8 protein-coding genes are annotated in these 6286 nt (G+C 62.1%); 2 read left to right on the plus strand and 6 right to left on the minus strand.

Annotated elements, in window-relative coordinates; genetic code table 11:
• Positions 1-171 precede the first annotated feature (171 nt).
• Entirely contained in the window at positions 172-1890 is a 1719-nt protein-coding gene (ligD, locus tag AC1DF3_RS36460) for a DNA ligase D (RefSeq protein ID WP_478142734.1), read from the plus strand.
• A 2-nt stretch (positions 1891-1892) separates the two neighbouring features.
• Here the strand turns inward: ligD and AC1DF3_RS36465 are convergent, their stop codons facing one another.
• From AC1DF3_RS36465 to AC1DF3_RS36475, 3 genes are all read right to left on the minus strand, one after another.
• A complete protein-coding gene (locus AC1DF3_RS36465; protein ID WP_478142735.1) occupies positions 1893-2168 on the minus strand; it encodes a mechanosensitive ion channel family protein in 276 nt (91 codons plus the stop codon).
• 258 nt (positions 2169-2426) lie between these two features.
• Complete coding sequence (locus AC1DF3_RS36470; RefSeq protein ID WP_478142736.1) at positions 2427-2828, minus strand: hypothetical protein; 402 nt, start codon at positions 2826-2828, stop codon at positions 2427-2429.
• A 193-nt stretch (positions 2829-3021) separates the two neighbouring features.
• The gene (locus tag AC1DF3_RS36475; RefSeq protein WP_478142741.1) at positions 3022-3348 is read right to left on the minus strand and encodes a DUF2934 domain-containing protein; all 327 of its coding nucleotides are present in this window, start codon (positions 3346-3348) and stop codon (positions 3022-3024) included.
• Between the two features lie 279 nt (positions 3349-3627).
• On the opposite strand from AC1DF3_RS36475, the gene AC1DF3_RS36480 reads away from it, so the two are divergent.
• Positions 3628-4035 carry a RecQ family zinc-binding domain-containing protein gene (locus AC1DF3_RS36480; RefSeq protein ID WP_478142737.1) on the plus strand — a complete coding sequence of 136 codons (408 nt, stop codon included), beginning with the start codon at positions 3628-3630 and terminating at the stop codon, positions 4033-4035.
• A gap of 371 nt (positions 4036-4406) precedes the next feature.
• Here the strand turns inward: AC1DF3_RS36480 and AC1DF3_RS36485 are convergent, their stop codons facing one another.
• From AC1DF3_RS36485 to AC1DF3_RS36495, 3 genes are all read right to left on the minus strand, one after another.
• A complete protein-coding gene (locus tag AC1DF3_RS36485; RefSeq protein WP_478142738.1) occupies positions 4407-4937 on the minus strand; it encodes a hypothetical protein in 531 nt (176 codons plus the stop codon).
• A 465-nt stretch (positions 4938-5402) separates the two neighbouring features.
• Positions 5403-5672, minus strand: a complete 270-nt coding sequence (locus AC1DF3_RS36490; RefSeq protein ID WP_478142739.1) for a hypothetical protein — start codon at positions 5670-5672, stop codon at positions 5403-5405.
• Between the two features lie 127 nt (positions 5673-5799).
• Positions 5800-6286: hypothetical protein (locus AC1DF3_RS36495; RefSeq protein WP_478142740.1), on the minus strand; the 487-nt coding region annotated here is incomplete at its 5' end.

A 6286-nucleotide genomic window follows, 5' to 3' on the forward strand; every position in this document is an offset into this window, starting at 1 on the left:
GAACCATGAGTACATGGCCCAACCGGGGGCGCCTCCGGCGGCCCCTGCGGGGGGCTGGAATAATGAAAGTCAGAACAGCCAGAAGAGAAGTCAGACCATCCCGGTCGGACTCAAGCCAATAGGCCTCCTCGAAAGCCGGTGCGGTTCAGGGGGCACAACTGGGCGTCGAAGATGCCGGCCCTTGTGAGCGAGCTTGAGGAAATGGGTATCCAGTCGGCTTGGCTCGATGGTGAGATCGTCGTGCTCGATGACAAGGGCCTGCCGAACTTCAACGCGCTACAGAAGGCTTTCGACAGCGGCACGAAAAATGCCCAAATCGTCTATTTCCTTTTTGATGTTCCCTACTTCGAAGGACACGACCTCCGAGACGTCGACCTCGCATCCAGACGGCAGCTGCTCAAGGCGTTGCTTGACGAAAAAGCCAGTGAGCACGTGCGCTTCAGCGCGGACTTCGAAGGCGATGCGGCGTCTGTCCTAACCTCGGCCTGCCGCATGAACCTTGAAGGCGTGATTGCCAAGCGGGCCGACGCTCCGTACACCTCACGACGCACCGAAACTTGGCTGAAGCTCAAGTGCAAGCAGCGCCAAGAATTCGTGATCGCTGGCTACACCGACCGCTCGGATGGGAGTGCCCAGATCGGTAGCCTGCTTCTTGGCGTACATGGCCCCAACGGAGAACTGATTTCGGCCGGCAGCGTCGGCACCGGATGGGACAGCAAATTTGCGGCTGAGCTGAAGAGCAAATTGGCCAAGATGGAGGTTCCAAAGCCGCCCTTCGCCGCCGGCGCATCAAAGCCAGGACGCTGGTCCAAACGTGCCCCGGGCACCGAGCGGTGGGTCAGGCCCGAGCTGGTGGCCGAGGTGAACTTCGCGGAGTGGACGCCGGACGGCCAGGTCCGCCACGCTTCCTTTGTGGCGCTGCGAAGCGACAAGCCCGCCAAGGCAATCGTGCGCGAAACCGCCAAAGCCCTCGACGCTGGTGTCCCCTTGACGCCTGCCKGGCGAGCAGGCTCAGGCGGCATCAAGGTAAGCAACGCCGACCGCGTGATCGATCCGAGCACCGGCCTGACAAAGTTGGACCTGGTGCGCTACTACGAGTCGGTTGCGGAATGGATCCTGCCCCATCTCAAGGCCCGGCCTTGCTCTCTGGTCAGAGGGCCCAGCGGCGTCACGGGCGAGCTGTTCTTCCAGAAGCACGACGAAAAAATCAGCATCCCTGGCGTCAAAGAACTCGATCCCGCCTTGTGGCCTGGTCACGGTGCACTTCTCGAAATCGGCTCAGCCCGCGCCCTTGCCTCTGCTGCCCAGATGAACGTCATTGAGTTTCACACCTGGAATTCCACCGCCAAGAACATCGACAAGCCCGACCGGGTGATTTTCGACCTGGACCCGGGGGAAGGCACGAGCTGGGAGCACGTTCAGGAAGCCGCCGTACTCGTGCGAGCGCTGCTGACAGAGCTCGGGCTTGAAGCCTGGCTGAAGACAAGCGGCGGAAAAGGCCTGCACATAGTAGTGCCCATCACGCCGCGCCTCGACTACGAAACGGTCAAAGGGTTCTCGCAGGCCGTCGTACAGCACATGGCACGGGCAATCCCCGCCAGGTTCGTGGCCAAAAGTGGGCCATCCAACCGGCTCGGCAAGTTGTTTGTCGACTACCTGCGCAATGGCCATGGTGCAACCACAGCGTCCGCTTTCTCGGCGAGGGCGAGACCCGGCCTCGGAGTATCCATGCCAATTGCCTGGGAGGAGCTTGCCAAGCTCAAAAGCGGGTCTCACTGGTCCATTGCGACAGCACGCGAACACCTGTCCTTTCAGACGGTGGACCCTTGGGCCGGCTATTGGAAAAAACGCCAATCCCTGTCTGGGGCGATGAAGCTCCTTGGCTATTGAAGCTAGTCCCCTAGTTCTCGGCGCGAGACGGTGGTAAAGGAGCGTCGGAGAGTTGAGCGCTCGCTTGATCGGCCGCGGTGGCGATCTTCGGTCCAGCTTCCTCGCCGCGTCGATACCATTTCCTCAACGATCCAACCCAGCACAATGATGACTACGAATCCGAGGACCCGGGGGATCGCTGCGAAGAAAAGGGCTAATGCCCCCGCGAGAGACGTCATCACGGCGTCGCTCCAATCCGTAATGGCTGTCATGTTCATCTCCGATAGGTTAAAAAACATAGCCGATGCATCGACCCCGGGTATTGGGCCCTGCCGTGGCGCTCGAAATCTAGGGCTTTTTAGACTTCGCCTTGTTTGGCCGAGACGGTTGTTGTTGGGGCAACTCTGCGGGCGTCGCACCGTCTGGGTTGGTGCCCTTCAGTGGCTTGGAGGTGCCAGGTCCCGGGCTTCCGGGTGATCGAACGCCCCGGCGTGGGGGCTGGGCTGTGCTGGTCATGTTAAACGCTTCCCTGGGCGGGAACCCGCGCATTTCAGACGTTAGTACTTCTCGTGTTTGATCGATGCCTTTGCGGCACTGTGATCAGCCTTGGCCTGTTTAACGCATGCCCCTTTTGCGTCGCCGGCCAAGTCGTCACACTTTTCCTTGGCGACTTCATATTTCATTTCCGCCTTTTCTTCCGCTACCTTTTTTGAATGACTGACCGAAGGCTTGTACTGCTGTTCGAGCTCAGCTTTGGCGACGTTTTCCGCCCCCTTTGCTTCCTTCATACAGACATCCTTGGCGTTGTCCTTCATGGTGTCACACTTTGCCTTCGCAACGTTGTAGTCTGCGGATATCTTTTCCTTGGCCACGTTGTACTCGTCTCTGGTCATCGCATCAGCGCTGCTCAAGGCAACGGCGCAGGAGGTAATGGCGAGTCCTAAAAGATGCTTTTTCATGGAAGTCTCCTATGAGTTCAACGGCTCGGCGGCCAGCAGTGCCCAATCGGACAGTTGGAGCTCTTCTGGCCGAAAATCACGATAGAGACACCACTGGCTAATGCAGTAGGACATTTGCCCACCGACATAGATGAATCCTCCGATGCAGTCGGCGCTCTTCGGAGTTTTTCGGATCAGGCTCCGAGGAGCGATTTCAAAGATGCACTTGTGCGGGCCTCAGGGCGTGCGTCAAGGATTGGGCCCGGCAGGGGCGAGATCGGCACGAAGTGCTTACGTTCGTGTTTCGCCCGGCCGTCCGCTCCGACCGCGGTGGGCGCGGTTCGGGAACGTCGGCCCTCACCGGGGTCGAGAGCTGAGTTTGCCCATGGCCTCGAGTCCGGCAATGACTGGGAGTTGACTGTTCGATGTGCGACGCGTTGGACCCTGGATCGAGGGACCGCGCTGCCCCAAGCCAGTCGTCCAGCTCATGACCAGCCTGTCGGCCTCGCCGCTTCCACGCGGCATACGCGGCTGCCCGGATACGGGCTTCGTGATTGTCCTCAACGCCGCCCGAGACCCGACGCTTCGCGACCCGAGGGCGGTACGGACCGCAAGCGACTGGTCAGAGCTCGTTGCTATTCGCCCGGCCGGCGCATAGTTCGGCCGCACACCGACGCCCCGGTTGCGGATACGCGTGGCCGTGAAGCCCTTGAAGCGCGAGATCAGGTTCTGCCTCGCGGGGGTACCGTCGTTGGTGGAGGAACGTCTGGCCCGACTTGACCGGTAGTTCCTCTTCGCCGGACAGGACGTTGAAGCAGCCATGCGCCCGGTTGTTCAAGAACGAGCCCAGGGCCTTGACGCACGCTACTGCGCCAGGCGAGCGTGGTCAAAGTCCGCCGAAGCGGGGCCATCGAACTGCTGCGGCCAGAGCTCGCCGCGGCGGATCTCGAAGCGCTGCTGGTCGCCTACCCGAGCGGAGGGTACAGACCAGGCGGCACTAGAGGGCATGGTCTCCTATGCGCGCAGCGGCCTCTGCCGATGGCAGGTGCTGCTGGCGCACCTGGAGGGCGAGAGCCCAGGCGAGCGCTGCACCACCTGCGACAACTGCAGGCGCTTGGCGATGCATGAGGCCCGCTCCGCCCAGGCCTCACCGCCCAGCATGGACCCACCGGACGCATCAGCGGCGCCAGCCGCCAGCCCCTTAGAGCCCGCGACGCCATGCGGGTGAAGCGGTATGGCGTCGGGCAGGTCGTGCACGGGGACGCCATGTCGGTCCGGATCGCGTTCGCTGACGGCAGCCAGCGCGACTTTCATCCGGACTTCGTGCGCCGAGTGCGAACGCGCGGCAACGGCGACCCAATCCCGAAACCGAAGGCGGGCAGCACGGCACCGCCCTACCCCTGAGCGGTCGTCCGGGCGCGGGCGCGACGGAAGGTCCGACCGGCTCAAGAGGGCCCGGTGCTTGCGCAGGAAGACTTGAGGCGCTGAATCCCCGGAACAGAAGGTCCAAAGCCGGCGACCGGCCGCGCCGCGGCACCTCAGAATGTCAACGCAGGACTGGCAGATTGCCCTTCCAGCTTGCGTTCGCGGGTGCGCACGCTAGCGTACCCACCATGACCTGATGAAAAAAGGCCTCCGGTCTCCGGGCTGGTAGTACCGGATGTTTCCCATGACCTCGTCCGAGACGTATTGAATCTTGACCTCAGGAATTCCAGCAGACGAACCATTCAGTACGACGTAGGCTTGTCCGGCTTCCATGAATCTTGCCGCCACTCCTTCGGCGTCTGCGTCAGGGGCCCGGTCCGACAGCAAACAGCCAAACGAGTCTTTGGCAACGGCCAGGTGCTGAAGAACTCGTTGAGCCTGGATGCGCGCGAGAACCGTGGCGCGGGGCTCGTCGTCCTTGTGCCGAGACTGGAGACTCGCTTGAGCTTGTTGCTGTACAGCAGCAAGCGGCAGGAGCGCAGTGGCTTCACCGGTCTTGATGGCTAAGCATGGGGCGGGCCGCTTGGTCAGTTGGCGAAACGTTCGGGCTTCATCGACGCTCTGACCTGCCGGCGGCGGCCAAGGTTGAGCTTCCGCGACCGCGTAGGCGCCAACCAGCACCATCGAGAATCCAAACCGAATCATGGCCCGCCGATTGTCGCCTATCGCATGGTCCGTGCATCCGCGCTTTCGAGCCCGGGTGCGATCGCCCCCGACCCGCCGTGAAGGGCCTGAGCGCTATCGGCACCTCACCCGCACCTGGTCTCCAGATGCGTGGTGCTCACTGCCAACCATCGCCTAGAGGCGGGACGCCGAAACGGTCGTCCTCCGCCATGCTGAGGCTATCGCCGGAGCTCGTGCCGGCGATCCAACGCCTCGTACAGCGCGAGCTTCGTGTCGGAAATGCAGCAGATAGCCACTTTCTCGAGGGGCACGGGAACGCGATGGACTGGCTTCGACCAGCGTCGCGAGGTCAAGCGCGCGCCGATAACATGGGGGCTGCTCAGGCGCGTTCTGCTTGCCTCCCTGCGACAAAGCCCCATCGCGTGCAAGCGGCGCTTTGCCGCACAAGAAGCCCTAGGGGCAGCTTCCGGGGCCCAGTCCTGCTGTTTAGGGCCCCGAGCTCGCCTTCGCAGCCGCCAGGATGGCGCGGGCCAGCCGGATGAGGTCATTCGCCCCTAGTTCCCACAGGCCGACGGCGCCGAACTCGATGGTAGCCGGACCGGCAACTTCCAAGATCTGCGCGTCGGTGAGGTCGAGGTTCTCGAAGCGTTCTAACTCCGCTACTAGGTTGTCGATGTGCTGCAGCAGCATCTTCGTTTCGGCCGTGCCCGCAACCGACTTGCGGATGCGTTGGATGGAGAACGGGTTGCGAATCATGGGATGACCTCCATCTCGCCAGAGCATTGGCCGCTTGCATCCTGATCGGCGTCGTCGGGACAGAGAGCGCTCGACGGCCTTCGCGTTCTGGCAATGCACGGTCTCCATGCGGACCGTCGCGCAACTTTCAGTCCTGTCTACGCTGCCGCACGCTTGCCGGACCGCCGTACCACTGATCAATGAAGTCTCTCGCCTGCGCGTACAGCGCGATCCTGGGATTTGGTTCGTCGATGCGTGACGACGTCAGCACGACCCGAATCTTGTGATTGCGCAGCTGAGCGAGATCAGCGCGCCCAAAGATTGCGTCGCCTTCGGGCGTGACCTCCAACCGGATTGCCCACCCCCGATACTCAAGATCGCCCCTCATGATCAAAATACACTTAGTTGGGTTCCAAAGACATTCGCGTCCACGTAGGCCCGCTTCGTTCCGTTCCTGCCGCGGTTCGAAGGGTGACAGCGAAACTAAGAGCCGGCTCCGGTCGTCTGAACACGCATCGACCTGAGTTAAGTGGATTGGCTGCGGTTTGATTCTTTCAATCTTCAGGCCCCTGCCAGGCCTCCGGAGGCGCCCCGGTTGAGCCATGTACTCATGGTTCAACCCATCAGGCAGCCTC

This window comes from Variovorax sp. 10N432 (assembly GCF_056394465.1).